The organism is Promicromonospora vindobonensis, from assembly GCF_042685865.1.
GTDB classification, from domain to species: Bacteria; Actinomycetota; Actinomycetes; order Actinomycetales; family Cellulomonadaceae; genus Promicromonospora; species Promicromonospora vindobonensis.
In genome coordinates this window covers 1,014,931-1,040,015 of record NZ_JBHUOG010000002.1, presented here as the reverse complement: position 1 = coordinate 1,040,015, position 25,085 = coordinate 1,014,931, and the positions used below count along the sequence as shown (strand labels likewise).

Annotated in this window: 25 protein-coding genes and 2 pseudogenes; 19 read left to right on the top strand and 8 right to left on the bottom strand. The window is 72.0% G+C overall.

Going from position 1 to position 25,085, the window contains the following annotated elements:
• The first annotated feature begins 1 nt into the window (after position 1).
• From ACFS27_RS17865 to ACFS27_RS17845, 5 genes and pseudogenes are all read left to right on the top strand, one after another.
• Entirely contained in the window at positions 2 to 871 is an 870-nt protein-coding gene (locus tag ACFS27_RS17865; RefSeq protein ID WP_377185490.1) for a shikimate dehydrogenase, read from the top strand.
• 56 nt (positions 872 to 927) lie between these two features.
• A pseudogene (gene aroC / locus ACFS27_RS17860) lies at positions 928 to 2,170 on the top strand (chorismate synthase).
• Positions 2,171 to 2,187: 17 nt separating this feature from the next.
• The gene (locus ACFS27_RS17855) at positions 2,188 to 2,757 is read left to right on the top strand and encodes a shikimate kinase (RefSeq protein ID WP_377191082.1); all 570 of its coding nucleotides are present in this window, start codon (positions 2,188 to 2,190) and stop codon (positions 2,755 to 2,757) included.
• A complete protein-coding gene (gene aroB / locus ACFS27_RS17850) occupies positions 2,754 to 3,911 on the top strand; it encodes a 3-dehydroquinate synthase (RefSeq protein WP_377185488.1) in 1,158 nt (385 codons plus the stop codon). Before ACFS27_RS17855 ends, aroB begins: the two co-directional genes overlap by 4 nt.
• Before the next feature lie 516 nt (positions 3,912 to 4,427).
• A complete protein-coding gene (locus tag ACFS27_RS17845) occupies positions 4,428 to 5,039 on the top strand; it encodes an excalibur calcium-binding domain-containing protein (RefSeq protein ID WP_377185486.1) in 612 nt (203 codons plus the stop codon).
• Positions 5,040 to 5,065: 26 nt separating this feature from the next.
• Here the strand turns inward: ACFS27_RS17845 and ACFS27_RS17840 are convergent, their stop codons facing one another.
• The 4 genes from ACFS27_RS17840 to ACFS27_RS17825 form a co-directional block, all read right to left on the bottom strand.
• On the bottom strand, positions 5,066 to 5,839 hold the full coding sequence (locus ACFS27_RS17840; protein ID WP_377185484.1) for a glycerophosphodiester phosphodiesterase: 774 nt from the start codon (positions 5,837 to 5,839) through the stop codon (positions 5,066 to 5,068).
• A gap of 102 nt (positions 5,840 to 5,941) precedes the next feature.
• Positions 5,942 to 6,952: an alpha/beta hydrolase gene (locus ACFS27_RS17835; protein ID WP_377185482.1), complete on the bottom strand. Its 1,011-nt coding sequence runs from the start codon at positions 6,950 to 6,952 to the stop codon at positions 5,942 to 5,944.
• A gap of 83 nt (positions 6,953 to 7,035) precedes the next feature.
• On the bottom strand, positions 7,036 to 8,349 hold the full coding sequence (locus ACFS27_RS17830; RefSeq protein ID WP_377185480.1) for an MFS transporter: 1,314 nt from the start codon (positions 8,347 to 8,349) through the stop codon (positions 7,036 to 7,038).
• Positions 8,346 to 8,918 carry an ArsR/SmtB family transcription factor gene (locus tag ACFS27_RS17825; RefSeq protein ID WP_377185477.1) on the bottom strand — a complete coding sequence of 191 codons (573 nt, stop codon included), beginning with the start codon at positions 8,916 to 8,918 and terminating at the stop codon, positions 8,346 to 8,348. The genes ACFS27_RS17830 and ACFS27_RS17825 overlap by 4 nt, the downstream gene beginning before the upstream one ends.
• Before the next feature lie 83 nt (positions 8,919 to 9,001).
• On the opposite strand from ACFS27_RS17825, the gene ACFS27_RS17820 reads away from it, so the two are divergent.
• Together ACFS27_RS17820 and ACFS27_RS17815 are read left to right on the top strand one after the other, a co-directional pair.
• Entirely contained in the window at positions 9,002 to 10,345 is a 1,344-nt protein-coding gene (locus ACFS27_RS17820; RefSeq protein WP_377185475.1) for an alpha-hydroxy-acid oxidizing protein, read from the top strand.
• 114 nt (positions 10,346 to 10,459) lie between these two features.
• Positions 10,460 to 11,860, top strand: a complete 1,401-nt coding sequence (locus tag ACFS27_RS17815) for an MFS transporter (RefSeq protein ID WP_377185473.1) — start codon at positions 10,460 to 10,462, stop codon at positions 11,858 to 11,860.
• A gap of 33 nt (positions 11,861 to 11,893) precedes the next feature.
• On the opposite strand, the gene ACFS27_RS17810 is transcribed toward ACFS27_RS17815, so the two are convergent.
• Both ACFS27_RS17810 and ACFS27_RS17805 read right to left on the bottom strand, forming a co-directional pair.
• The gene (locus tag ACFS27_RS17810) at positions 11,894 to 13,087 is read right to left on the bottom strand and encodes a sigma-70 family RNA polymerase sigma factor (RefSeq protein WP_377185471.1); all 1,194 of its coding nucleotides are present in this window, start codon (positions 13,085 to 13,087) and stop codon (positions 11,894 to 11,896) included.
• 87 nt (positions 13,088 to 13,174) lie between these two features.
• The gene (locus ACFS27_RS17805) at positions 13,175 to 13,531 is read right to left on the bottom strand and encodes an iron chaperone (RefSeq protein WP_377185469.1); all 357 of its coding nucleotides are present in this window, start codon (positions 13,529 to 13,531) and stop codon (positions 13,175 to 13,177) included.
• On the opposite strand from ACFS27_RS17805, the pseudogene ACFS27_RS17800 reads away from it, so the two are divergent.
• A pseudogene (locus tag ACFS27_RS17800) lies at positions 13,509 to 14,195 on the top strand (hypothetical protein); the annotation flags it as partial. The gene ACFS27_RS17805 and the pseudogene ACFS27_RS17800 overlap by 23 nt on opposite strands.
• Positions 14,196 to 15,383: an HNH endonuclease signature motif containing protein gene (locus ACFS27_RS17795; protein ID WP_377191079.1), complete on the top strand. Its 1,188-nt coding sequence runs from the start codon at positions 14,196 to 14,198 to the stop codon at positions 15,381 to 15,383.
• A 43-nt stretch (positions 15,384 to 15,426) separates the two neighbouring features.
• Here the strand turns inward: ACFS27_RS17795 and ACFS27_RS17790 are convergent, their stop codons facing one another.
• Both ACFS27_RS17790 and ACFS27_RS17785 read right to left on the bottom strand, forming a co-directional pair.
• A complete protein-coding gene (locus ACFS27_RS17790) occupies positions 15,427 to 16,863 on the bottom strand; it encodes an MFS transporter (RefSeq protein ID WP_377185467.1) in 1,437 nt (478 codons plus the stop codon).
• On the bottom strand, positions 16,860 to 18,044 hold the full coding sequence (locus ACFS27_RS17785) for an alcohol dehydrogenase catalytic domain-containing protein (RefSeq protein WP_377185465.1): 1,185 nt from the start codon (positions 18,042 to 18,044) through the stop codon (positions 16,860 to 16,862). Before ACFS27_RS17785 ends, ACFS27_RS17790 begins: the two co-directional genes overlap by 4 nt.
• A 108-nt stretch (positions 18,045 to 18,152) precedes the next feature.
• Here ACFS27_RS17785 and soxR point away from each other — a divergent pair, with 108 nt between their 5' ends.
• From soxR to ACFS27_RS17735, 10 genes are all read left to right on the top strand, one after another.
• A complete protein-coding gene (gene soxR / locus ACFS27_RS17780) occupies positions 18,153 to 18,641 on the top strand; it encodes a redox-sensitive transcriptional activator SoxR (RefSeq protein ID WP_377185463.1) in 489 nt (162 codons plus the stop codon).
• 126 nt (positions 18,642 to 18,767) lie between these two features.
• The gene (locus ACFS27_RS17775; protein WP_377185461.1) at positions 18,768 to 19,355 is read left to right on the top strand and encodes a hypothetical protein; all 588 of its coding nucleotides are present in this window, start codon (positions 18,768 to 18,770) and stop codon (positions 19,353 to 19,355) included.
• A gap of 96 nt (positions 19,356 to 19,451) precedes the next feature.
• On the top strand, positions 19,452 to 19,910 hold the full coding sequence (locus ACFS27_RS17770) for a type II 3-dehydroquinate dehydratase (RefSeq protein WP_377185459.1): 459 nt from the start codon (positions 19,452 to 19,454) through the stop codon (positions 19,908 to 19,910).
• A gap of 160 nt (positions 19,911 to 20,070) precedes the next feature.
• Positions 20,071 to 20,862, top strand: a complete 792-nt coding sequence (locus ACFS27_RS17765) for a hypothetical protein (RefSeq protein ID WP_377185457.1) — start codon at positions 20,071 to 20,073, stop codon at positions 20,860 to 20,862.
• A 16-nt stretch (positions 20,863 to 20,878) separates the two neighbouring features.
• Positions 20,879 to 21,400: a hypothetical protein gene (locus tag ACFS27_RS17760; protein ID WP_377185454.1), complete on the top strand. Its 522-nt coding sequence runs from the start codon at positions 20,879 to 20,881 to the stop codon at positions 21,398 to 21,400.
• A 112-nt stretch (positions 21,401 to 21,512) separates the two neighbouring features.
• Entirely contained in the window at positions 21,513 to 22,076 is a 564-nt protein-coding gene (efp, locus tag ACFS27_RS17755) for an elongation factor P (RefSeq protein WP_377185452.1), read from the top strand.
• A gap of 54 nt (positions 22,077 to 22,130) precedes the next feature.
• Entirely contained in the window at positions 22,131 to 22,547 is a 417-nt protein-coding gene (nusB, locus tag ACFS27_RS17750) for a transcription antitermination factor NusB (protein WP_253868067.1), read from the top strand.
• A 37-nt stretch (positions 22,548 to 22,584) separates the two neighbouring features.
• Positions 22,585 to 23,910 carry an MFS transporter gene (locus ACFS27_RS17745; RefSeq protein WP_377185450.1) on the top strand — a complete coding sequence of 442 codons (1,326 nt, stop codon included), beginning with the start codon at positions 22,585 to 22,587 and terminating at the stop codon, positions 23,908 to 23,910.
• 217 nt (positions 23,911 to 24,127) lie between these two features.
• Positions 24,128 to 24,601 carry an SRPBCC domain-containing protein gene (locus ACFS27_RS17740; protein WP_377185447.1) on the top strand — a complete coding sequence of 158 codons (474 nt, stop codon included), beginning with the start codon at positions 24,128 to 24,130 and terminating at the stop codon, positions 24,599 to 24,601.
• Positions 24,598 to 24,951: an ArsR/SmtB family transcription factor gene (locus tag ACFS27_RS17735; RefSeq protein ID WP_377185445.1), complete on the top strand. Its 354-nt coding sequence runs from the start codon at positions 24,598 to 24,600 to the stop codon at positions 24,949 to 24,951. The genes ACFS27_RS17740 and ACFS27_RS17735 overlap by 4 nt, the downstream gene beginning before the upstream one ends.
• Positions 24,952 to 25,085: the final 134 nt, after the last annotated feature.

Sequence of the window (25,085 nt, the reverse complement as noted above, 5' to 3'; positions counted from 1 at the left end):
CATGAGCACCACGACCACGCGTCGCGCCGCGGTCCTCGGCCACCCCGTCGCCCACTCCCTGTCCCCGGTGCTGCACACCGCGGCCTACCGGGCGCTGGGCCTGGACGGCTGGGAGTACGGCGTCCACGACGTCACGGAGGAGACCCTGCCGGGTTTCCTGCGAGGCCTGGACGAGCACTGGGCGGGCCTGAGCCTGACCATGCCCCTCAAGCACGCGGTCATCGGGCTGCTGGACCACGTGGAGCCCCTCGCAGAGGCGGTCGGCGCGGTGAACACCGTCCTGTTCTCCACCGTCCGCGGAGCGGTCACCACGACAGGCACCAACACCGACGTGCACGGCATCGTCGCTGCGCTGCGGGAGCGGCTCGGCCCGCGCCAGGTCGCGGCCGCCGTGGTCCTGGGCGGGGGCGCCACGGCGGCGTCGGCCCTCGCGGCGGTCGCGGAGCTCGGCTGCGCCTCGCCGCGGGTCTTCGTCCGGTCGCTGGACCGGATCGGGCCGCTGCGCGAGGCCGTGGCCCGGATGGGCGTGAGCCCGTCGTTCGAGGTGTTCGACGAGCACGCGACGACGTCGGCCCTCGCGACCGCGGACGCCGTCGTCTCCACGACGCCGAAGTACGCGGCCGACACGTGGGCGCCCCTGCTGACGGACCTGTCGACGGGTGCGGGAGAGAAGCCTCGCGGCGTGCTGCTCGACGTCGTCTACGACCCGCGGCCCACCGCTCTGCAGGCGGCGTGGGCCACGCTCGGGGCCGACGCCGTGGGCGGGGAACGCATGCTGCTGCACCAGGCCGCCGAGCAGGTGCGCCTGATGACAGGGCGTCCGGCGCCGCTGGCAGCGATGGACGAGGCGCTGCGGGCGGCGCTCGGCTGACGCCGCCCTCTGGACAGCGGGCGCCGACTGCGTGACACGCGTGAAACAATCGCGCCATGCTGCGTTGGTTGACATCGGGTGAGTCGCACGGTCCAGCCCTTGTGGGGGTGATGGAGGGTCTGCCCGCTGGGGTGGAGCTGACGACCCAGGACATTCAGGGCGCGCTCGCGCGCCGTCGCCTCGGCTACGGCCGCGGGGCACGGATGAAGTTCGAGCAGGACCAGGTGCGGGTGCTCGGTGGTCTGCGCCACGGGATCACGCAGGGCGGCCCGCTCGCGATCGAGATCGCCAACACCGAGTGGCCCAAGTGGACCGACGTCATGTCGGCCGACCCGGTGCCGCCGGAGGCGCTCCTGGTCGACGCGGGGACCGGTGACGAGCGCGAGGTGGCCCGCAACCGCCCGCTGACGCGCCCCCGCCCCGGTCACGCCGACCTGGTGGGTATGCGCAAGTACGGCTTCGAGGACGCCCGGCCCGTGCTGGAGCGCGCCTCCGCGCGCGAGACCGCGGCCCGCGTCGCGCTCGGCGTGGCCGCGGCGAAGTTCCTCGAGCAGGCCCTCGGCATCCGCCTGGTCTCCCATGTGGTCGCCATCGGGGGGGGCCGCAGCGCCCGACGATGCAGAGCTGCCGACCCCCGACGACGTCGCCGCGCTCGACGCCGACCCTGTGCGCTGCTTCGACGCCGCGTCCTCGAAGCTCATGGTCGAGGAGATCGACCTGGCCAAGAAGGACGGCGACACCCTCGGCGGCGTGGTCGAGGTGCTCGCCTACGGCGTGCCGTCCGGCCTCGGCACCTACGTGCAGGGCGACCGCAGGCTCGACGCGCGCCTCGCCGCTGCTCTCATGGGCATCCAGGCGATCAAGGGCGTCGAGGTCGGTGACGGCTTCCGCACCGCGCGCCGGCGCGGCACGGCTGCCCACGACGAGATCGTGCGGGACGCCGGGGCGGAGGGCACCGCGGACGGGCCGGGCCGGATCCGCCGCACGACGAACCGCGCAGGTGGCATCGAGGGCGGCATGTCGAACGGCGAGATCGTCCGCGTGCGCGCCGCGATGAAGCCGATCTCCACGGTGCCTCGCGCCCTGCCGACCGTGGACGTCGCGACCGGTGAGCCCGTCGTGGCGCACCACCAGCGCTCCGACGTGTGCGCGGTGCCGCCCGCCGCCGTCGTCGCCGAGGCGATGGTCGCGCTCACGCTGGCCGAGGCCGCGAGCGAGAAGTTCGGCGGGGACTCCGTGGCCGAGGTGCGCCGCAACGTTCGGTCCTACCTCGCCGCGATCCCGGAGCTGCTGCAGTGAGCGCGCCCGTCGTGGTCATGATCGGGCCGCCCGGGTCCGGCAAGTCGAAGGTCGGCCGCATCCTTGCGGCGGGCCTCGGCGTCACGGTCCGGGACACCGACACGGACATCGAGGCGGCAGCGGGCAAGCCCGTGAGCGAGATCTTCGTGGACGACGGCGAGCCCCGGTTCCGCGAGCTCGAGCGCGAGGCGGTGCTGGCCGCTCTCGCAGAGCACGACGGCGTGCTGTCGCTCGGGGGCGGCGCCATCATGAACCCCGCCACCCAGGAGGCGCTCGAGAAGTACGCGGCCGACGGCGGCCACGTCGTCTTCCTCGACGTGCCGCTGGCGATCGCCGCACAGCGCGTCGGTATGAACCAGGCGCGGCCGCTGCTCCTGGGCAACCCGCGCGCACAGTGGCAGAAGCTGATGACCGAGCGGCGGCCCACCTACGAGCGGCTCGCGACCCTGACCATCGTGTCGAGCGAGCGGCCGGGCGAGCAGGTGGCGGCCGAGATCATGGAGGCCCTGGGCCTCGACCAGGGGGTCCCCGAGCTGGTGGACCCGAAGCGCGGCACGCACGAGAGTACCGAGGAGAGCACCACGTGAGCACCGACAGCGCCCCCACACGGATCACCGTGCAGGGAGACGCCCCCTACGACGTCGTCATCGGCCGCCACCTGCTGGGTGAGCTGCCGTCGCTGGTGGGCGCGGCCCGCAAGGTCATGGTGATCCACCCGGCCGCGCTGTCCGCGACGGCCGACACGATCGCCGAGGACCTGAAGGCCGGCGGCTACGAGGCGTTCGTGGCCGAGGTGCCCGACGCCGAGGAGGCCAAGACGCCCCAGGTCGCGGCGTTCCTGTGGGGGCTGCTCGGCCAGCTGGACTTCACGCGGTCGGACGCCGTCGTCGGCGTCGGCGGGGGAGCGACCACTGACCTGGCGGGCTTCGTGGCCGCCACGTGGTTGCGCGGGATCCGCGTGGTGCACGTACCGACCACGCTGCTCGCGATGGTCGACGCCGCGGTCGGCGGCAAGACGGGCATCAACACGTCCGAGGGCAAGAACCTCGTGGGAGCTTTCCACCCGCCGGCCGGTGTGCTGTGCGATCTGGCGGCCCTCGGTTCGCTCGACAAGTGGGACCTGGTCGCGGGTCTGGCCGAGGTCGTCAAGACCGGCTTCATCGCCGACCCGGTGATCCTGGACCTGGTCGAGGCTCACGTCGACGAGCTGCGGAACTGGGCGGGTGCCGACGCGTCCGACGAGACGTGGGCCGTCGTCGCCGAGCTCGTCGAGCGGTCGGTCCGGGTCAAGGCCCAGGTGGTCGGCGAGGACCTGAAGGAGGCAGGGCTGCGCGAGATCCTCAACTACGGACACACGCTGGGCCACGCGATCGAGCTGGCCGAGCGCTACCAGTGGCGCCACGGCGCCGCGGTGAGCGTTGGCATGGTCTTCGCGGCGGAGCTGGCGCGCATGGCGGGCAAGCTGCCCGACGACGTCGCGGACCGGCACCGCGCCCTGCTGTCCTCGCTCGGGCTGCCGGTGCACTACCGGGGCGACCGTTGGGACCAGCTGCTCACGGCGATGCGCCGGGACAAGAAGACGCGCGGCGACCTGTTGCGGTTCGTCGTGCTGGACGACGTCGCCAAGCCGGTCCGCCTGGAGGGCCCCGACCCGACGCTCCTGGCCGCCGCCTACGCGGAGGTGTCCAAGGAGCCCCCGGCCAAGGGCCCGGGTACGCCGGTCACGCTCACGCTGGGCTGAGCGGGCCCCGAGCAACCAGGCCGGGGGAGACTGTACGAATTCGGGGTCGGTTGCCCTGAGTAGACAATGTCTACTCAGGGCAACCGACCCCGAATTCGTACAGTCTCCCAGCGCGCCCCCGCGCGCAGCGGGCGAGCTACGGCTGTCAGCTGGTGCCTGCGATCGCGGTGACCGGTCCGCTGACCTCGACGGAGACAGGCACGTCGGTGCAGCGCGTACCCCCGGCGAACCCCGTGACCGGGAGACATCGCGGGTGATCTTGTCCTACTTTGAGCGCTAAGTGGGTCCGTGGGGCCTACCGTCCGGGGCACAGGGGAACCGACGCATGCGGCCTCGGCCGTGCGCTCACCGAAGGGTGCTCACGTGCGCAAGGTCTACAACCTCCCACCCGGCTGGCCTGCTCCACCTGTGGACTGGAACCCTGATCTCGAGTGGAAACCCGATCCGAGCAAGTTGCCGCCCGGCTGGCAGTTGTGGGTCGACGTACCGGACACGGCGTTGATCGGAAGCGATGCCGTGTCCGTCGCCGTCCCGGACGAAGAAGCGCGGAGGTCGCCCCGGCGCAAGCCGCTGCTGGTCCTCGGCGGGGTGGCGGCGATGGTCGTGGTCTTCCTCTTCGGGCTCGGCATCGGCAGTGGCGACCAGGGTGCCGAGGCGATTGCCGCGGCCGAGGCGTCGGCGTCCGCGGTGGCAGCCGATGCGGACTCCGAGAGGGCAGCGGCAAAGGCTGAGGTCAAGGCTCTCGCGGGGGCCCAGGAAGCACTCGAGAAGGAGCAGGCGAAGCTCTCGTCCGACCGGAAGGACGTCAAGGCCAGAGCATCCGCCGTCGCGCAGGGCGAGGAGGAGGTGACGGGCCGTGAGGAAGCGGTCAGGACCGCCGAGGCTGAGGTCGACACGAGGGAATCAGAAGTCGAGGAACGCGAGGCGGCGGTGGAGGCGGCGGAGGCCGCCGTACCAGCGGGCGCGGCAGGCGGATCGTCGGACGAGGGCGCTGCGGAAACGGGCGGCGCGGAGTACTACGACAACTGCGACGCAGCACGGGCCGCCGGGGCAGCGCCGGTGTACAGCGGGGATCCCGGCTACGGCACCCACCTGGACAGGGACGGCGACGGCGTCGGCTGCGAGTGAGCGGGGGGCCGACGGCGCGGCGTCGGTTACTCCCAGAGGCCCCGCTCGATCAGGATGTCCTTGAGCAGGTCGGCGCGGTCGGTGATCAGGCCGTCCACGCCCTCGTCGATCAGCCGGTTCATCTCGTCCGGGTCGTCGATGGTCCAGACGTGCACCTTCTTGCCGAGAGCGTGCGCTGCGTCGATCGACGCGATGTCCACCACCGTGACGGCTCCCTCGCCCACCGGGACCTGCAGCGCGTCGACGTCGCGCAGCGCCCGGCGGGCCAGGGGCCGCACATGGAGCCGCACCCCGGTGAGGAAGGCCACGATCTCCTTGCGGCCGGCCGACGTCGTGACCGGGCGGGACAGCTTGGCGAGGGTCGCGCGGCGGCGCGCCGCGTCGAAGGAGGTGACGCACACGCGGTCCCAGGACGCGGTCTTCTCGATCGCCCGGGCGACGGGCCCGATGCTCGAGTTGTGCTTGACGTCGACGTTGACCCGCAGCTCCGGCCAGCCGCCCAGCACGTCCTCCAGCAGCGGGACGGGTTCGACGCCGCCGATGCGCGCCTCGCTGACCTCGGACCAGGGCAGCTCGGCGACGAGGCCCGCGCCGTCGGTGGTGCGGTCGAGCGACTCGTCGTGCAGCGCGACGGCGACGCCGTCGGCCGTGCCGTGCGCGTCCGTCTCGACGTAGCGGTAGCCGAGGTCGACGGCGGCGCCGAACGCAGCCAGCGAGTTCTCCAGGCCCTCGGTGCCGGCCGAAGCGTGTGCGAACCCGCGATGGGCGAGGGCTTGGAACGGCCCCTCGAAGTAGGTCACTGGCTGTCCCTCATGTCTCGGCAGCATCTCTCGGTGCTGCAGGTCTCGGTGCTGCGTCCTGGTCTGCTGATCGGTGCTGTGTCGTGTCGCTATGTCATTTCGCTATGTCATGTCCCGGACGCCGACGGCGGCGCCCACCCGGCTGTTCGTCCATTCCAACATGCCGGCAAGGTAGGCCTCGCGCGGTCCGTCGGCCGACAGCGTCAGGTCGTGCACGCCGCCGGGGACGACGAGCTCCGTGACGTCCTGACCGAGGCATGGCACGAGCGCGGCCATCTGCCGCACGTCGAGCACGGTGTCCTGTGCGTCGAGCAGCGGGTTGTCGAGCGTGTCCGGTCCGGACGAGTCGGACCGGGCGAGCAGCACGGGGCACGCGATGTCCAGCCCAGCGGCGACGCGCGCCTGGCCGCGCCGCACGGCGACGAACCAGGCGACCCTGCTGGGCACTCCCTCCGGACGCTTGAGGGTGGTGTCGAACGTCCAGCGCCCGCCGTTGGCCGCGAGCAGGTGCTCCGCGTACCGCGACGGGCCGTCGCTGACGACGGCGGTCGCGGCGAGATGGCCGACCGTGTCGAGCACTCGCGTCCCGAAGGTGCGCTTCCAGTGCGGCGCCTGCAGATCGAGGAACGGCGAGTCGAGCACCAGCAGGTCGGGTCCGGCGTCGGCCCCGGCGGCGTTGCGGTGGGCGTGCGCCCACAGCGCTGCGGTGAGCCCGCCCGTCGAGTGCGCGTGCACCACGAGCGGCAGCCCCGGCTCCAGCGCGCGCACCGTCCGGGCGGTGGCGGCGATGTCGGTGGCCTGCTCGCGCAGGTCCATGACGAAGTGGGGGAGCTGGTCGGGCTGCAGCGACCGTCCGGCGGCCCGCAGGTCGACGGCGTAGAACGCGTAGCCGGCCGCCGCGAACGCACGGGCCACGTGGTCCTGGAAGAAGTAGTCGTTGTAGCCGTGCACGTGGATGACGGCGGCGCGGGGCGGGGGAGCGTCGTCCGGGTGCGGGTACCGCACCAGCGTCGCGGGCCCCATGGGGGTCTCCTGGAACGGTTCGCCGAGCAGGCGGTCGGTGCGCCAGCCGAGCGTGACCTGCGGCGACGCGGGCAGGGGCGGGACAGGCACGAGTGGATCGTAGCCCGGTGGGAGCCTGGTGTGCGGTACGACGAGCCGGTCGGGTCGAGCTTCCCGTCCGGGTCGTGCACCGGCTACCGGGGTGCGGGCCCGTCGGCGGCAGCAGGGGGCCGGCCGGGCAGCTCGCGCAGCGGCCGCAGAGGGCTGATCAGCACGATGAAGCAGGCCAGGCAGTGGATGGCCGCCATCAGCAGGATGGTCTCCCGGACACCGAGGGATCCACCGAGCCAGCCCGCCGCGAGCCCCGCGAGCGGCATGGTGCCGAAGTTGATCATCTGCATGGTGGTCATGACGCGCCCCATGATCTCGGGCGGGACGTACCGTTGCCGCCAGGCGCCGCGGATCACGTTCCCCGCCACGATGAACAGACCGGCGAGGAAGCTGCCCAGCACCGGTACCGCGACGCCCCACCCGGGCTGTCCCAGGCCGACCAGCAGCGCCACGGGGCCCGAGCACAGCAGCAGGATCGTCGAGGCTCGGCCGTTCCCCAGACGCCGGCTGAGCCAGGTCGCGATGACGGCGCCGGGCAGCCCCCCGCACGCGGCCAGGGCGAACGTCAGCCCGACCTGGGCCGGCTCCAGGTCCAGGTCCCGGACCAGGTGGAGCACGAAGAGCGTGGTGTAGCCGGTGAGGCCGAAGTTCGACAGCCCACCGATCAGCACGAACCACGGCAGGTAGCGGTCGCTGCGTACGTACGCCACGCCCTCGCGGATCCGCGCCCACAACGGTTCGCTCGCCGTGCCGCTGTCCGACGGCGGCCGTGCGTGCGCCGGCTTGATGCGCCACAGGCAGACGGCGGAGACGAGGAAGGTCACGGCGTCGACCAGGAGGCCGAGGGCCGCCGAGAGCCATTGCGCCAGCAGGCCGCCGGCACCCGGCCCGACGAGCTGCATCGCCGACTCGGTGCCGAACAGGCGGGCGTTCGCCGCCTCGAGCTGTTCCGGCGCGACGACCTGGGGCAGGAACACGACGTAGGCGGTACGGAAGAAGACGGTGCACGCCCCGTTCAGCAGCGCGGCAACGACGAGGTGCGTCAGGGTGAGCTGGTCGAGAGCCCAGGCAGCGGGCACCGAGGCCAGAGATGCTGCGGCGACGACGTCTGCGACGATCATGACCCGCTTGGCCGGGAGCCGGTCCACCCAGGCGCCCGCCGGCAGGCCGATCACGAGCCACGGCAGCCAGGCCGCTGCCGTGATGAGCCCCATCCACAGCGGTCCCGCGTCGAGGGAGACGACCGCCAGCAGGGGCAGCAGCGCGGACGTCATGGTGTTGCCGAGCACGCTCACGCCCTCGCCGAGCCACAGCAGCGAGAACGAGCCGTTCCGGGACAGCGGCGTGGTCGTGCCGAGCGCCGCCCCGGCCGGTGCGTTGCCGGTGGGCGCGCTCACGGCTGGGCCGGGAACCCGCGGGCGAACAGGAAGATCGTCTCGCGCTCGCGGCCGTCGTCGGGCACGTCGCGGTGTCTCCACCGGTCGATGATGTCGAGCACCTCCTGGTTGACCTGCCGCAGCTCGTCGGACGTGAGGTGCAGCCATCCCTGGGTGGCGAACGCGGCCTCGTCCCACTCGTCCACGTTCTGGGCGACCTCCAGCCACTCGCTGGCGCGCTCCACCTGCGTGGCGAGCACGAACTTCTCTGCCGCGACCGCGGTGCGGGCGGAGGCCAGGTCGTGCGCCACCTGGGTGCGGGACCACGACACCCGCCCGGGGGTGATGCGCCACCAGCGTTCCCGTCTGTCGCGCGCGAGCTCCGGCGCCTCCTGGACGAGCCCTGCGTCGGCCAGGACCTTCATGTGGTGGCTGATGCTGCCGACCGCCTGCTCGGTCCGCTCGGCGAGAGCGGATGCCGTGCCGGGGCCGTCGACGGTGAGGATGTCGAGCAGCCGCGAGCGCGTGGGGTGGGCGAGCGCGGCGAGCGCCTTGGCCTCGGTGAGCTTGCGTACGTCGTCGGTGGGCATGTTCAGACGGTAGTTCCACAAGAGCAGTTGTACAAGAGGTCTTGTACATCGTAGGCGCGCGGCCGCGTGACAAGATGTCCGGCATGCGCAATATCGGCCGAACAGTGCAGTCGTCGATCTACCGCAACGGGGTGTACGGCCACCGGCCGGTCGTCCCCACCAGCCCGGATGCGCTCGCGGCCGCCGCCAGGCGTCGGATGACCCGTACCGCCTGGTCCTACCTCGCCGGGGGCGCGGGCGCCCAGCGCACCGTGGCGGCGAACCGGGAGGCGTTCGGCCGGTACCGGATCGTCCCGCGGCAGATGGTCGACGTCGGACAGCGGTCCCTGGCCACCACCATGCTCGGGCGAGACCTGCCCGCACCCGTGCTGTTCGCGCCGGTGGGTGCGCTCGAGGTCGCCGTGCAGCACCAGCTCGGCCGCGGCGGCCGGGGCGCCGCGCCCCGCAACGCCGAGCCGGCACTCGCCGACGCCGCCCGCGACCTCGGCCTGCCCCTCGTCATCTCCTCCCAGGCGTCCACGCCCATGGAGGACACCGCCGCGACACTCGGTGACAGCCCACGCTGGTTCCAGCTCTACTGGTCGTCCGACGACGCCCTGGTCGAGTCGTTCGTCGCCCGCGCAGAGGCCAGCGGCTGCACTGCGATAGTCGTCACCCTCGACACCCACGTCCTCGGCTGGCGCACGATGGACCTCGACCTCGGCTACCTGCCGTTCGCCCGTGCAGAGGGCATCGCCCAGTACCTGAGCGACCCGGTGTTCCAGCAGCTGGTCGAGGCACGCGTGCGCGCGACGGCGTCGTCGGACCCAGGAACGACGACGGCCCGGCCCACCGTCGCCGCCGTCCGCTCCCTGCTGTCCATGGCCGCCCACCACCCCGGCCCCACGCTGCGCAACCTCACCCAGCCGTACGCACGCGCCGCCGTCGAGACCTTCCTCGACGTCTTCTCCCGCTCCACCCTGACCTGGACCGACCTCGCCTGGCTGCGCGAACGCACCACCCTGCCCCTCCTCGTCAAGGGCATCCAGCACCCCGACGACGCCCGCGCGGCCCTCGACCACGGAGCCGACGGCATCATCGTGTCCAACCACGGCGGGCGCCAGGTCGACAACGCCGTCGCCGCCCTCGACACGCTCGCCCCCGTGGCCGACGCCGTCCGCACGCACGCGGGCACCGACCCGGCACAGCCGCCCGTCCCCGTCCTGTTCGACTCCGGCATCCGCACCGGCGCCGACGTCTTCACCGCGCTCGCCCTCGGCGCCGACGCCGTCCTCCTCGGTCGCCCCTGGGTCTACGGCCTCGCCCTCGCGGGAGCCGACGGCGTACGCGCCGTCACCGAGCACGTCCTGGCCGAGCTCGACCTCACCATGGCGCTCGCGGGCGTCACGGAGACCGGGCAGATCGGGCGGCACAACCTCGCCGTCTGACACGCACCTGGCGTGCCCTCACCCGCCGGCTGCCGCGCTCTGTCGTGCGGGGTCGGTATGAGATCGTGACCGGCCCAGCACCCACGATTCACGCGACGCGGGCAGACTGCGGCCATGACCGACGCCGCACCCCGATCCGACTCACCGGCAGGCCCGGTGGCGCCCCCCACGATGGGCCTGGAACTGCAGGAGGGCGTGCGGATCCCGCGCCGCCAGGTCTACTCCTGGGCGCTGTGGGACTGGGGCACCCAGCCGTTCAACACGGTGATCCTCACGTTCGTCTTCACCGCGCTGTACCTGACCACCGAGTCGTTCCTTGACCCGGCCGTCGTGGCCCTCGGCCCCGACGACCCCGCCTACGAGCGCGGCCTCGCCGAGCTGACCAGCGGCGTCGGCCTGTGGAACACCCTCGCCGGTGTACTCATCCTCGTCCTCGCTCCCGTGCTCGGGCAGCGGGCCGACGCCACCGGCCGACGCAAGGCATGGCTGGCCGGCGGCACGGTCGGCATGGTGCTGTGCATGCTGGCACTGTGGTTCGTCGAGGCCGACCCGGCGTACTTCGTGCTCGGCGCCGCCATGATCGGCCTCGGCAGCGTGCTCAACGAGATCGCGGGCGTGAACTACAACGCCATGATGGTCTCGGTCGCCACGCCGAGGACCGTCGGCAAGGTATCCGGCCTCGGCTGGGGCCTTGGATACGTCGGCGGCATCCTCACCCTCGTGTTCGTGGTGGTCGCCAACGCCGCGGACTGGTGGGGCATGCCCACCGACAACGGCCTCGCCTTCCGCGTGATCGCAGTGGGCTGCGCGCTCTGGGCGCTCGCGTTCTCCTGGCCGATACTCGCCTTCGTGCCAGAGCTACCACCGACGAAGGGCCGGCCCAAGGTCGGGTTCTTCGCCAGCTACGGGGTGCTCTACCGCGACATCAAGGGCCTGTGGCGGACCTCGCGCCGCACCTTCTGGTTCCTCCTGGCCAGTGCCGTGTTCCGCGACGGCCTGAGCGGCGTCTTCGCGTTCGGCGCCATCATCGGCGGCGTCAGCTTCGGCTTCTCCGCCGACCAGGTCATCATCTTCGGCATCGCCGCCAACCTCGTGGCCGGCATCAGCACGGTCCTGCTGGGGCGCGCCGACGACCGGTTCGGCCCCCGGGCGGTGATCCTCAGCACCCTCAGCATCATCGTCGTCGCCGGGCTCGCAGTCGTGTTCCTCCGCGACCTCGGGCCCATCGTCTACTGGGTGGGCGGGCTCGTCCTGTCCGCATGCGTCGGCCCGGCACAGTCCGCGTCCCGCTCCTACCTCGCCCGCGTGACGCCGGCAGGCAAGGAGTCGGAGATCTTCGGTCTCTACGCCACCACCGGCCGCGCCACCTCATGGATGTCGGGCGCGCTGTGGACCATCACGATCGCCGCCACCGGAGCGACCATCTGGGGCACCCTCGGCATCATCGCCGTCGTGCTCCTCGGCCTCATCCTGATGTGGTTCGTGCGGGAGGCTCCGCTCGCCGACGCGCGCTAGGAGGCGCGACGGCGCCGGCCCCCGGCTCCCGGACTAGCGAGCCGGCCGGCGCCGTCCCGGGCCCCGCAACCACGCCTGGATCCGGCCCAGATCCGCCAGAGGCGCCAGGTGCCGCAGCTTCTCCGGGTTGATCACCCCCCGGATTCCAGCGAGCTGCCCGTCGGACACCTCGAACGCCCAGGTGCCGATCAGGCCGCCGCCCATGGACTCGTCCGCCATGATGAGCAGACCCGGCTCACCACCGACCAGGGCCCGCTCGAAGCGGAACGGACCCCCACGGCGCATGAAGCCAGCGAGCAGACGCGCGATCGCGACCCGCCCCGCGACCGGCCGGGCGAGCGACATCCCCGGAGGCACGTTCCCGCCGCTGTCACCGGTGAGCACGACGTCCTCGGCGAGCAGCTCGAGGAACGAGTCCACCGCACCCTCCTCGCACGCCGCGAGGAACCGGGTCACGAGCTCGTCCGCGCGCGCTCTGTCCGTGCGTACTCTGTCCCCGCGCGCTCTGTCCGAACGGTCGCCCGGCCGGCTGCTCGACCGGTTGCCCGACGGGGTGCCGGACCGGACCGGATCGGCGCTCGCGGCCGTGTCCGCCGACGGCGCCCGCCCGCCGACGTCGCCGCGCTGCCGCGCGATCCGCCGTCGGGCCCGCGACGCCAGCTGACGGGCAGCGACCTCGCTCGTGCCGATGACCTCGGCCGCGTCGCTGTGCGGAAAGCCCAGGACGTCGTGCAGCAGGAACGCCGCCCGCTCGGTCGGCGTCAGGGTCTCCAGCAGCACCAGGAACGCCGTCGAGAGATCGTCGGCCAGCTCGGCGTGGGCGGCGGCGTCCGGCGGCAAGGCGGCCATGGCGACCGGGAGGTTCGACTGCACCGGTCCCACCAGGGGCTCGGGCAGCCACTCGCCCACGTAGGACTCCCGCCGCACCCGGGCGGACCGCAGCACGTCGATGGCGATCCGCGTCGTCACGGTGGTCACGAACGCATCCGGATTACGCACATCATCGGCCTGGGAGAGCCGGATCAGCGCCTCCTGCACCACGTCCTCGGCCTCGGCCACGCTGCCGAGCATCCGGTAGGCCACGGAGAACGCCAGGGGGCGCAGCCGGTCCAGCGCCGCGCCGTCGAGGCGGATGGCGCTGGCTCGTGCGTCGCTGGGCCGTGCGGTGTCGGGCTGTGGATGGCCGGCCCGCGCACTGCCCGGCTGCGAGGTGTCGGGTTCCGTCATGAGGACATGCTCTCGCGTCATGCTCCGATGACGAGATACGTGCGTCGAACGTGACAGCACGGCCGCATCGGGCTACGGGGACATCGATCAGCGCGAGCGCATCGCATCGATCTCGTCGCGCCGGAACAGGATGAGCCGGTCCAGGACGTCGTCGGGCAACGGCTGCTCGGGGGTGAACCGGATGGTTCCCTTCGACGTCGAGAAGCCCGCCAGGGCCGGAGCGAGCGCCTCGATTGCCGGCGGGCTGAACGGGTACAGCCCGATGTGCTTCGCCGTGGCCTGCGCCGACACGAGCGGGCTGTCGCGGTAGCGCAGTGCGGCCATGCCGTAGCTCTTGCCCTCCTCTGCCTCGGGTACGAGCTGGAGCGCCCGCGCTCGTACGTGCTCGACGGCGTTCCGCACTGAACCGTCAAGGCTCGCGATGTACGCGCTGAACTCGTCCATGACCACAGCATGGTCCCGGGGACGGTGCTCGGCGAGGCGGGCGTCGCCGTGCGGGTTCTGCTGGGGTCCCTGCCGGGAATTTCGGCGTGGCCCGGCGGCCGCTGCAATCTTCGGGAGGACTGGTTACCGCACTCGAAGAGTTATCCACAGATTTCAGAATGCACGTGCGCGTCGTACGAATGTTCGAGAGAATGGGGGGGTAGGTGGACCACAGGGTCACCGGACACGGGGCAGGGGGTGGGGACCAGTGGGTCAGTCGGCGAACGGCACGCCCGGTGGTCTGCCTCGTGCGGGGTCGATCGAGGAGGTGTTGGCTCGGATCGAGGACGCGGTGGGTGACCTGGCGAACCTGGCCGGTCCCGGGGTGCTGGATGGGTGGGACGCGCCGTCTGTTGCCCGGTTGGTGGAGGCGCATGCCCGGGTCCGTCGGGTGGCGGGTCGTTTGGATGGGGTGCGGTACACGTTGTTGCCGCGGATCGAGGCGGAGGGGTCGTGGCGCTCGGGTGGGACGGCGCGCACGTTCAGGTCCTGGTTGCGGCTGCAGGAGGGCGTGTCCGCCGCGACGGCGGGGAGGGATGTGACGATTGCCCGCCGCCTGGCGACCGCGCTACCGGTGACACGGAAGCGGTTGGTCGCGGGGACTCTGGGTGTCGATCATGCGCGGGTGCTGACGGAGGTCGCGCCGACCAGCGAGACCCGTACGGATGCGTTGGCGTGGCTGATCGATACCCGGACCGGGGAGGCGACCACCCCGGAGCAGTTCGTGCAGACGGTGCCGGTCGATTTCCCGGATCCGGTGGATGATCCGGACGGGACGTGCACGCGTGAGCTGGTTACCGCGGTGCTCGAGACAGCGGTTGCGGGTGGGGTGTTGGTGACCGGGGAGGGTCTGGTGCTGCGGGAGGCGGGCGGGTTGAACGCGGACCAGTTCCGGGTGGTGGCGCGCCGGTTCGCGTCGGTGACCGATCCGGACACCGATGACGTGGAGGACGACAAGGCCGCGGCGGGGGAGTTCTTGGACCTGTCGAAGACGTTTGGTGGGTATCACGTCGCGGGGTTCCTGACCGATGAGCACGGTCTGCTGGTCTCGGCGGCGGTGAACGCGGTCACGGGCGCACCTGCGGCGGAGGACACCCGCACGAGCACCCAGCGTCGGGCGCAAGGCCTGGCTGACGTGGCCCGGATCGTGCTGGACACGAACCAGGCCTCTCCGGGCGCGGCGATCGCACCTCATCTGAATGTCACGGTGTCGTGGACGGAGCTGGTCACCCAGGTCACCCGCACCCGTGACGGGTTGTGCGTGACGTGTGGGCAGGCGCCCGCACCCGGGAACCAGGCGGGCCCGGTGATGGTGTCCGGGGTGTTGTCAGCGGGAGGTCCCGTGTTCACGGAGACCCGCGGGCGTGCACCGCGGGCGTTGGTGCGCCGGCTGGCGTGCGACAGCGCGGTCACGAGGATCGTGTTCGGGCCGGACGGTGCCGCGCTGGATGTCGGACGTGCGCGACGGACGGTGACGGGGCAGATGCGTCGCGCGGTGATCGCCCGGGACGAGCATTGTGTGTATCCGGGGTGTGATCAGCCGCCGTCGCGGTGCGAGGTCCACCACGCGGTGACCCACTGGGCCGACGGCGGCGACACCTCGGTCGCGAACAGTGCGTTGCTGTGCTGGTTCCATCACCAGCTCGTCGACACGCGTGGCATCACCATGCACTGGACCGGCAAGCCCACTCACGCCGACACGCCCGGGATGCTGATCGAGACCGGGTGGGCCTTCACCGACGCCCGCGGCCACCGCATCCACCTACCCGACGCCATCGAGGGCCTACCGCCGCCGGACGCCGAAGCCGCCTGACCCGCAGGGACCCGGCAGCCGACGAGGCGGCCTGACCGGTGAGTCAGGCCGCCTCCGCGACCACCCGCTCCGGGATGGCACGAGTCCGGCCTGCCAGCAGCACGGCGACCGTCGACAGCAAGCCCGTCAGCCCGAGCACCGCCGCGTACGCGGGCAGCCCCGTGACGTCGTACAGCACCCACAGGAGTGCACCGGTCGCAGAGGACGCGACGGCGGCAGCGACGGCGTCGGCCACCTGCAGAGCCGACGACGCCGAACCCTGCTCGTGCGGCGCCGCCAGCTCCAGCGTCAGAACGGACAGCGTCGGGTAGACAAGACCCATCCCACTGCCGGACAGCACCCAGAACGCCATCCCGAACCCGGCGGGCACTCCCGGGAGCACGAGTACCGCCGCCCCGATCATCCCCAGGGCCAGCAGACCCCCGCCGAGCCGCACGTAACCTGCATGGCTCAGGTGCAGCCCGTCGCGGCCACGCACCCACGACGCCACCGACCAGCCGAGCGCCCCCACTGTCAGGATCAGGCCGGCACTCGCGGGGCTCAGCTGGCGCTCGTGCACCAGGACCAGGGGCAGCAGCACCTCGGCACCCACGAACGCCGCGGACACCAGGGCTCGCACCGAGATGACGGCCGGCAACCCGCGCCCGGCCCGCAGCACAGCTAGGGCGAGGCGCAGCGCGGGCAGCGGGGAAGGCGCCAGCCGTCCTGCCTCGGTCTGCCCGGCCTCGGTCTCTCCTGCCTTGGCCTGTGCTCCGCTGTCCTCGTCCGCGGAGGCGACCAGGGCGTCGCCTCTCGGACCGCTGGCCGACCCGGGCCGGTCGGCGCGGGCCGCAGCCAGGCCGGGCCGCATCAGGATTGCGGCCGGGACGGTGAGCGCTGCGGCGCCGAGGAACACCCAGCGCCAGCCCAGGTGCTCCACGATGAGCCCGGCCAGGCCGGGCCCCACGATGGCGGGTATCACCCACGCGGCGGCGAACGCCGAGAACACGCCGGCCCGCCGCTCGGGCGCGAACACGCGAGCCACCAGGACGTACAACGCCACCCCATAGAGTCCGTTGCCGACTCCCTGCACCGCGCGTCCCGCGACGAGGGCGCCCATGCCGGTCGCCGTCCCCGCGACGACGAGCCCGGCCACGAAGAGAGCCACCCCGGTCCACATCGCCGGCGTCGGGCCGCTGCGGTCGCACCAGCGCCCGGCCGCCAGCATGCCGACGACACTGGTGGCGAACGCCACCGCGAACGCGAGCGTGTAGTGCCGCAGGCCGTCCAGGTCGACCGCAACCGTCGGCATCGCCGTGGACACCGCCAGTGACTCGAACGCCCCGAGCGAACAGAGCGCGATCATGCCCGCCAGGACGAGGCGCTGCGCGCCAGGCCCCAGTGTGGCGGTCCCGAGCGTGGCACTCACGAGCGTGACGCCGCCCAGCGTGCTCGACGCCGCGGTGGGTGGCGCGTCCGGGGTCGGGGCGGTTGCGGTCACACCAGCACCACCTTGCCGGTGGTGCGGCGCTCCTCGAGCTCGCGGTGTGCCCGTGCAGCCTCGGCGAACGGCACACGGTGCGTCACCACGCGCCACTGGCCCGACGCGGCTCTGGCCAGCGCGCGCTCCTGGTACGGACGCTGGTCGGGCATCGGGGGAGCATCGGGCCCGAGGGCGTAGCGCACCTCGACGGAGGACTCGATCCGGTCAGCTCCTGCCCAGGACGTGTAGCGGTTGGGTGCGCCGGAGGCCCAGCCGTACGCGACGAGCCGCGGCGTCGCCGGGCCTGTGCCGCCGATGCCACCGAGCGCGCTGACGTCTGCCGGCGCGGTGTCGTCGGTCGCCTCGCCGTTCGTGCTCTCCCGCCCGAGCAGTGCGGCGGCGCCAGTGCCGAGCTCTCCGCCCACGCCGTCGAGCACGAGCGTGGCAGGGGCGCCCGCGAGGGCCGCGCGGGCGGCGTCGACCCAGTCGGGAACGGTGTAGTCGACGAGCGCGAGGCGGTCGGGTCCCGGGAGAGGAACCGCTTCTCCGTCGGACCGAGCACCAGGCTGAGCACCAGGCTGAGCACCAGGCAGGGCGTCGGGCAGGACGTCGGGCAGCAGCTCCCGCAGCAGCTGCAGCTTGGCCGCACCTCCGGCGAGCGCGACGACGCGTGCGCCGGAGTTCAGCGCCTCCTGGATAAAAAGTGTGCCAAGCCCGCCTGCGGCGGCCGTCACCACGACGACGTCGGCGGCGGTCACTGCCGCGATGTCCAGCGTGTAGATCGCCATCCGGCCGGTACCGATCATGGCTATCGCGTCGGCAGGATCGAGGGGAGCGCCGGTGTCGCGCTCGGGGATCACGTGCAGCTTCTCGGCCGCGACGGCGACCCGCCGGGCGTAGCCGCCGCCGTCCGGCACGCGGCCGAGATGGGCCGCCACGCGCCGGCCGACCCACGAGGCATCGACCCCGGCGCCGACGGCGGTGACCGTGCCCGCGATCTCGCGGCCGGGCACGGTCGGGAGGCTCGGCAGGGGGAGCGGGGGACCGCTCTCGCCGCGCCGCACGGTCGTGTCGACGAGGTGCACGCCGTGCGCTACCGCGTCGACGAGCACCTCGCCCGGGCCAGGGGTGGGGTCCGGGATCTGCTCGAGGGTGAGGACCTCAGGAGGGCCGAAGGAGTGGTGTCGGATGGCGTCCATGCCGTCATCCTTTAACCTGAACCAAAGTTGAGGTCAACTCCTCCCTGTCCGGTCCGACGCACCACGCGGCGACCGTCCGGGGCTACCGAGAACCGCTGGAGGCAGCACGTGGAAGCAGCCAACCCCAATGTCCCGTGGGATCGCGACGAGCTCACCGTCGGCGACCTCGCCGCGCGGAGCGGCGTGTCGGTGTCCGCACTGCACTTCTACGAGCGCAAGGGCCTGATCGCGAGCCGGCGCACGTCGGGCAACCAGCGGCGCTACCGACGCGAGACGCTGCGGCGGGTGGCGTTCATCCGGGTGTCGCAGCGCGTCGGGATCCCGCTCGCGGACATCGGCGCAGCCCTCGACACCCTCCCGGGGGACCGGACACCCACCGCAAAGGACTGGCGCCGCATCTCGCAGGCCTGGCACGACGACCTCGACGCGCGGATCGAGCAGCTGTCGCGGCTGCGCGACCATCTCACCGACTGCATCGGGTGCGGCTGTCTCTCGCTGCGCCGGTGTGCGCTGACCAACCCGCACGACGAGCTCGCCGAGGCCGGTCCCGGTCCGCGGACCCTGCTGGTGGAAGGGCTGGAGCCGGATCCGGTGTGAGTGTCGGTGACCACCGGTAGCGTGCGCGAACGTTGGACACCGACACCAGCGACTGCGCACCACCGATCAGCACGCGACCCGCCGGCAGGCGGGCGACGTCGGCCGTGCCGGGACCGAGGGAGAGCTGTGGGCACGTACTACGAGTGGGTCGCCGATCTGGACGCGACCGAGGCCGATGCGCCGGAGCTGGCGCGGCGGGTGGTGGAAGCGCTGGTGGCGCGCAAGGTCATCCTCCCTGAGCTGTCCCCCGACGCGGCGCTCGGCGCCGACGGCTACCCGGCGGGCCCGGCGTGGGCGGACACCGTGGATGTGTCGGTTTCGGGGGAGTCGCCGTGGGGCGTGGAGGTCCGGGTGGGCCGGGAGGTCCACAACGGTGCGCAGATCGGCGTCGACGCGGTGACCTGCCCGCGGTGCTCGGTCCGGCGCGAGTTCTACGGGCCACCGGAGGAGTTCGGCCCGACGTGCACGGACGACGAGGGCCTGCGCTGGTTCGACGACGCTGCGGCCGTCTGGCGCGAGGGCGGTGAGGCCGACCTGGAGTGCCGGACGTGCGGTGCCGTCGCGCCCGTCACCGAGTGGCAGGCCGACGGCGCAGCGCTCGCCCGGCTGGGCTTCGTGTTCTGGGGCTGGGACGAGCTCAGGGCGGACGTGCCGCGCTGGATCGCCGAGGCGACGGGCGGGCACCGCGTCGTGAACGGACGCGGGAAGATCTGACGCGGCAAGATCTGACGCGGGAAGATCTGACGCTGCGCGCTCCGAGGAGGTGGCGTGCGACGGCGACAGGGGTCGGCGCCGACTAGGCTCGCGGCCATGGCTTCTGCACTGCCCCGTGTCCTGGTGCTCAACGGTCCCAATCTCGGCAGGCTCGGCGTCCGCGAGCCCGAGATCTACGGTCACGCCTCCATGGCGGACCTCGAGATCGCCGGTGCGAAGTGGGGTGCGGAGCTCGGCCTGGAGGTCGAGGTGCGACAGACGGACGGCGAGTCGGAGATCGTCGGCTGGCTCCACGAGGCCGTCGACGCCGGTGCTCACGTCGTGCTCAACCCTGCGGCGTTCACCCACTACTCCTACGCGCTGCGTGACGCCGCCGCCCAGGTCACCACAGCGGACCTTCTGCTCGTCGAGGTGCACCTCTCCAACCCGGCCACCCGGGAGTCGTTCAGGCACTACTCCGTGGTGGCGGGGGTCGCGACCGGCACTGTGGCGGGGTTCGGGTTCGACTCCTACCGGCTGGCGCTGTCGGCGATCGCACGGAAGTTGGAGGCGTAGTCGTCCAGCTGGCTGCCGAGTACGGCGAGGATCACCGATGCCATCTGGTCTCGCGCAGCAGGTGATGGGCTGACTCTGCAAGATCAAGCCTGGAAGCTTGACCAGAAGAACTAAAGCTTTATAGCTTGATCAACAGTACTAAAGCCTTTAGCCTTGACATGTGATCGTCCTGACCGTCGACCAGCGTGGCTCGACCTACGCGGCCGACCGTGTTCCTGAGATTCTCGCCGAGATCGCGCACCTCATCCGCGACCGCGAAGGGCTCGTGGTGCCGTTCGAGCGCACGGTCGGCGACGAGATCCAGGGCATCCTCGAGGCAGGCCGTGCAGGCGCGGCCCTCGCCGTCGACCTCGCCCTCTATCTGCTGCGGGACCAGGGCTGGAGCATCGGCATCGGCGTCGGCCAGGTCGACGGACCGTTGCCTGTCGTCTCGCGGGAAGCGCGCGGGTTCGCCTTCTATCGTGCCCGCGACGCTGTTGAGCGGGCCAAGACCCGCAGCAAGGGCATGTCGGTGGCGGTGGAGGGCCCGTCGTCAGGTGCACCGGATCGTGTCGCCCCGGCCCGGTCCGCCGCAGCCACTCGCGCCGCAGGGGACACTGCGGAGGCCGCTGCCGAACCGGATCTCGCCGGCGAGGTCGAGGCCCTGCTGCGTCTACTCGCCGCAATTCGTGCGCGCCGGACTCCCCAAGGGTGGGAGGTCGCCGATACGCTCGCCTCGCTCGAGGACAAGCCGGGACGGCAGCGGATTGTCGCTCAGTCGCTGAAGGTCAGCGAGCAGGCGGTGAGTCAGCGGGTGCGGGCGGCCCTCTGGCATGAGGAGGAAGCGGTACGCCCGATAGTGGTGCGGCTGCTCGCCGAGCTGAGCAGCTCAGTGATCGTCGAGGCGGACGAGGTGACCGGGCCTGTCGCCGAACCGGGCAAACGCAAGAAGATGAAGCGCGCGAAGAACTGAGGGGATACGTCACGCCGTGACCTGGGAAATGATGGAGAACATCGACGGGTGGCGCTGGGTCGCGGCGGTAGCGATCTGGCTGGTCACCCTGCTGCTGAGCGTCGTCGTGGGGTCGTGGGTGGTGCCGTGGGTGCTCCGCCGGGCGAGCGGGGGAGACCTGCCCTGGGCGCGCTACGAGCCGCCGATCCTCCCGCAGGCGCTGGAGTCGGGCGACGACGGTGGGGTCTCTCTGCCGGGCGAGGCGGGAGACGGCGGTGAGCCCCCGTCGGGCACCATGAACCCGCACGCCATGGCGATCCTGCGTGGCGGCGCGTGGCTCGGCCTGCTGGAGCGCCTGGCAATCACAGGCGCGCTGCTCGCCGGCTACCCGTACGGCATAGCGGTGGTGGTCGCGATCAAGGGCCTGGGTCGCTACGCGGAGCTGCGTGACCAGCCGATCGCGTCGGAGCGGTTCGTCGTGGGCACGCTCGCCTCGCTCATCTGGTCCGTCGCGATGGGTCTCCTCGGGCTCGTGGCGATCAATGTGCTCGTGGTCTGAGTGGTCCGTTAGACTTGACCGCTGCTGCTTGACACCTTCGCTTGACCACCCCAGCCGCCTGCTCCCTGCAGGCGTGCCCTGGGTACACCTTCACCGACACAGGAAGACGAACGTGGCTACCTCCAACGACATCAAGAACGGCACCGTGCTCCGGATCGACGGCAACCTCTGGTCGGTCATCGAATTCCAGCATGTCAAGCCGGGCAAGGGTGGAGCGTTCGTCCGAACGAAGATGAAGAACGTGCTGTCCGGCAAGGTCGTCGACAAGACGTTCAACGCAGGCATCAAGGTCGAGACGGCCAACGTCGACCGCCGCGACTTCCAGTACCTGTACATGGACGGTGAGGACTTTGTCTTCATGGACACCGACACCTACGACCAGGTGAACGTGTCCGCGGCGACTGTCGGCGACGCGAAGGACTACATGCTCGAGGGCATGAACGTCATGCTGGCCTCGAACGACGGCACGCCGCTCTACATCGAGCTCCCGACGTCCGTGGTCCTGGAGATCACGTACACGGAGCCGGGCCTCCAGGGCGACCGCTCCACGGGCGGCACCAAGCCTGCGACCCTCGAGACGGGCGCGGAGATCCAGGTCCCGCTGTTCCTCGAGCAGGGTGTCAAGGTCAAGGTCGACACCCGCACGGGTGACTACCTCGGCCGCGTCACGGACTGACGCACAGCAGCCCACCAGTAGGTTTCGTAGCAGATTTCGTAGCAGAGAGAGACCATGGGCGCACGCACCAAGGCGCGTAAGCGCGCCGCCGACATCCTCTTCGAGGCGGAGCAGCGGGGCATCGACCCGTTGAAGCTCCTCGCCGACCGTGTGGCAGTTCCGCACACCGAGGCGGCCGTGCCGCAGTACACGGTCGACATCGTCGAGGGTGTGGTCGCCAACCGCGACCGCATCGACGAGGTGCTGGAGACGTACTCGCAGGGCTGGACGCTGCAGCGCATGCCGGCGGTCGACCGGGCGCTGCTGCGGATCGGCTCCTGGGAGGTTCTTTTCAACGACGAGGTGCCCGACGCCGTCGCGCTGGACGAGGCGGTCGACCTCGCCGGAGACCTGTCCACCGACGACTCGCCGGCCTTCGTGAACGGCCTGCTCGGCCGGGTCAAGGACCTGAAGCCGACTCTGCTGGCGTGAGGGTGGGCATGACCGCGGGCGCTGGCCGCCGGCACGCGTGAGCACCGGTCCCGGCGCTGAACGGTTCGACGAGAGACGTCTGCTCGTCGCACTGTTCGGCGCCGGGACTGCTGCGTTCGCACAGCTCTACGCGCCGCAGTCGGTCCTGCCCGACGCCGCCCGCGAGCTCGCGACGTCGGCCTCCGCTACCGCGCTGCTCGTCTCCGCCGCGACCCTCGGCCTGGCCGTGGGTGTGCTGCCGTGGGCCTGGGTGGCCGACCGCATCGGACGCGTCCGGTCGATGACCATCGCGATGCTGGGGGCGACCGCCGTCGGGCTGGCCGTCCCGTTCGCGCCGTCGTTCGGCCTGATCATCGCGGGCCGTGCCGTCGAAGGGCTGCTCGTCGCAGGGGTGCCCGCCGTCGCCATGGCGTACCTGACCGAGATGCTCACCGAGTCCGGCGCGGCGTCTGCCGTGCCGCGCGCGGCCGGGACCTACGTGGCCGGCACGTCCATGGGCGGGCTCCTGGGGCGCCTGGTGTCCGGCGGGGTCGCAGAGCTCTTCGGCTGGCGAGCGGGAGTGGGGGCCGTCGCGGTCGCGTGCCTGGTCGCGGCGGGCGTCTTCGTCTGGCTGGCACCGCGGGACCGTCCGCTGGGCAGGCGGTCGGGGGGCGGCGCAGGGACCGGCTCCGACGCAGGGGCCAGCAGTCCCGAGGCCAGGTCCGAGACCACTCCCGAGACCACTCCCGAGACCACCCCCGAGACCACCCCCGAGACCACCCCCGGGACCGGCTCCGGGGCCGCCCCCGGGAGCGACCGCAGCCTCGGGCGGCTGCGCGTGCTGCTCAGTCCGCGGCTGCTCGTGCTCGACGCCCAGGGCCTGCTGCTCATGGGTGGCTTCGTCGCGGTCTACAACTACCTCGGCTTCCGCCTGGCCGACGAGCCGTTCGGGCTCTCGTCCGGCGTGGTGAGCCTCGTGTTCCTCGCGTACCTGGCCGGGACGTGGTCGTCGGCGCGGACGGGGCGCCTCGTGGTCCGGCACGGTCGGCGCCGGGTGCTGATCGTCTCGACCGGGATCATGGCGGTCGGGGTGGTGGCCACGCTGTCCGGGTGGCTGCCGCTCGTGCTGGCGGGCCTGGTGGTGCTGACGGCCGGGTTCTTCGGCGCGCACGCGGTGGCGAGCGGCTGGACGCCGGTCGCCGCACCGCAGGCCAGGACCCAGGCGGCCGCCGTCTACAACCTGGCGTACTACGCCGGGTCCAGCGTGTTCGGCTGGCTCGGGGGTGTCGGCTTCGCCCTGGCCGGCTGGCCAGGGACCGTGGGGATGGTGCTCGCGCTGGTGGCTGTCGCGGCAGGGCTGGCGGCCATGGTGCTGCGGGACTGACGCCGGCCACGCCGGCCGGTGCCAGGTCCGGGCTGCCGCCCGCCAGCCTCGCCAACCCCGCCAACCCCGCCAACCCCGCCAACCCCGCCAACCCCGCCAACCCCGCCAGCCCCGTGCAACCCAACAGTTGCACCTGGGCCCTCCGTGGTGCATGATCGATGTGCAACCAGTTCATTGCACATTACTGTCATCGCACATCACTGTCTCGGAGGAACCCATGACCACCACCCAGCCCCGCGCGACCGTCGACCTCGACGCACGATCCGTCACCCGCACCGTCCGGGTCGCCGCCCACCCGGAGGCGGTCTGGCGTGCACTCTCCGAGCCCGAGCACGTCGCGGGCTGGTTCGGGGACGGGTGCGAGACCGACGACGGGGGACCGTTCGCCGTCGGCACCCACGGCCGGCTGCACTTCGAGGGGTACGGCTGGTTCCCCTTCGAGGTCACCCGTGCCGAGCCGGGCCGCCTGCTCGCCTACCGCTGGGGTCAGTCGCCCGACGAGCCCGAGCGCATGACGGAGGCCGAGTTCACCCTGCGGCCCGATGGCGACGGCACGTACCTCACGGTGCACGAGACCGGCTTCACCGGTGCCACCGACGACGCCCTGCGGGCCGCCCTGGACGGCAACCGCGAGGGCTGGGACGGCGAGCTGGACGAGCTCGTCGAGTACATCGAGGCGCGCGCGTGGTGAGCTCGGCAACCTCACCCGGATCGCAGGGCTCGCCGGTCGCGGCGTTCGCCGCCCTGGCCGACGAGACGCGTTGGGCGGTGCTGGAGACGTTGGCGCAGGACGACGGCGCGGCCGGCCTGACGGCGTCGGTCCTGGCCGATCGCCTGCCGGTGACCCGGCAGGCGATCGCCAAGCATCTGGCGGTGCTCGAGACGGCAGGGCTGGTCGAGTCGCGGACGGTGGGCCGCGAGCGCCGGTACCGCGCGCTCGGCGCCGAGCTGACGGCGCTGGGCCGGCGGCTGGAGCGTATCGGGGACGCCTGGGAGACTCGCCTGACCCGCATCGCGCGCATAGCGGAGAACCTCACCTGATCGTCGACCTCTGCGACGGTGTGGGAGTCGACGGTGCGGGAGGCGGCGGTGTGAGAAAGGCCGCCTTCCGCACCGGCATCCGGCACATGTCCGGCAGGTTAAGGTGGTGGCTGTCAGACTCCCTTTAATCCCGT